Source organism: Rhizobacter sp. P2_H2, assembly GCF_056403375.1.
On the sequence record NZ_JBFUFP010001087.1, the window covers coordinates 1 to 1,772 of the forward strand.

2 protein-coding genes are annotated in these 1,772 nt (G+C 68.6%); one reads left to right on the top strand and one right to left on the bottom strand.

The features are described from left to right. On the top strand, positions 1-374 hold a 374-nt coding region (locus tag AC1D15_RS30295), incomplete at its 5' end, for a hypothetical protein (protein WP_477828943.1). A 104-nt stretch (positions 375-478) separates the two neighbouring features. On the opposite strand, the gene AC1D15_RS30300 is transcribed toward AC1D15_RS30295, so the two are convergent. Then, on the bottom strand, positions 479-1,772 hold a 1,294-nt coding region (locus AC1D15_RS30300; protein WP_477828944.1), incomplete at its 5' end, for a S9 family peptidase.

The window sequence follows — 1,772 nt, forward strand, 5'->3', positions numbered from 1 at the left end:
GGGCGGGGTTACGCACCGAGACCGAGCCGGGGCTGCGAACCGAGCAGGCCACCGTGGCGGCCGGAGCCCAGCTGCGGCTGGCCAGCAGCTGGGCGCTGCAGATGAACCTGGGACGCGACGTGGCGGGGGTGCCGCGCAACCGGGCGACCTTGTCGAGCGTGTGGCAGCCGCTGCGCAGCGGGACGCTCTATGCCGAGTGGGCGGGGAGCGGGCTGTCGGCGAGCGAGACCGAGGTCAACCGGGTGGGGGCGCGGTGGTGGCTCGTGCCGCGGCGGCTGTCGTTCGATCTCGGGACGGCGCAGCGGCCTGGAGTGCCGGGCTGGGAGGATCCCCGGTTTGCTGTCACCTGGGACATTTCGAATCTCTTGAAGTGACCGTGGAGGGGTGTTTCTGTGCGCGCGCGTCGCGGCGCGGCAGGGGCATGAGCTCCCGCAGCCCACCCCCAGCCGCACCACGCGCGCGCAGCACAACAGAGAAGCTACTTCTTGTCGTGCGAAGAGAGCCAGCCGAAGAACTCCGAATACCAGAGCTTGCTGTTCCGCGGCTTCAGGATCCAGTGGTTCTCGTCCGGGAACCACACGAGCCGTGAATCCACCCCACGCGCCTTCAGCGTGTTGTAGTAGGCCAGCCCCTGCTGGTCCGGCACCCGGAAGTCGAGTGCCCCGTGGATCACCAGCGTCGGCGTCTTCATGTTCTTCGCGAAGGCGTGCGGGCTCTGCGAGTTGACCTTCGCCTGGTCGTCCCAGTACCAGGCCCCCAGCTCCTTCGCGTGCCAGGTGTAGGCGTCGTCGCTGAACATCGCCGTCCAGTCGAAGCAGCCCGCATGGCACACATACGCCTGGTAGCGGCCCGGCTTCACGTGCCCGTTCATCCACGCCACCATGTAGCCGCCATAGCTGCCGCCCGTCGCGAACACGCGGCCGCGGTCGATGTACGGCTTCTTCAGCATCAGGTCGGTCGTCGCCTCCACGTCCTGCAGCTCCAGTTCGCCCCAGCGGTGCGTGATGCTGTCGAGGAAGCCGTAGCCGAAACCGCTCGAGCCGTGGTAATTCACGCACACCACCACATAGCCCTGCGCCGCGAACACATGCGTGTTCCAGCGGTAGTGGAAGGTGTCGCCGGCCGCCGCGTGCGGACCGCCATGGATGCTGTGCAGCAACGGGTACTTCTTCTTCGGGTCGAACCCCGGCGGGTACACCACCCAGGCCTGGATCTCGTCGCCCAGCGCACCCTTGAACCGCACGTCCTCGTACCTGCCCAGCTTCACGGGCTTCAACAGATCGTCGTTGAAGCGCTCCAGCCGCTGCGGCGCCTCATCGCCCGCGCGATGCGCATGCACCCGCGCCGGATGATCCATCGCATCGGCCGCCGTCACGACCACCTCGCCCGCCACGTCGAAGCCCTGCACCCAGCCGCCCCGCGCCACCACGGCCGCCTCGCGCGCCGCGATGTCGAAACGCCACAGGTGGCAGCGGCCCTCGTCCTCGGCCGTGAAGTAGAGCGCCTCGCCATCGGCCGACCAGCGGATCGGCCCGTTCACCGCGTGGTCCCAGGCGGCGCTCAGCACCTGCTGCTTGACCGGCGCGTCGATGCCGCGCTGCAGCACCGCCGCATGGTTGGGCATCGTGTGGCGCTTGCCCTGGTGGCTCGCGAGGAACGCGATGCGCTTGCCATCGGGGCTGTAGCGCGGCGCCTCGAAATCCCAGGCCTTGTCCTGCGCGATCACCTCGATGCGGCCGGTGCGCACCACCACCTCGGCCAATGACTTGCAA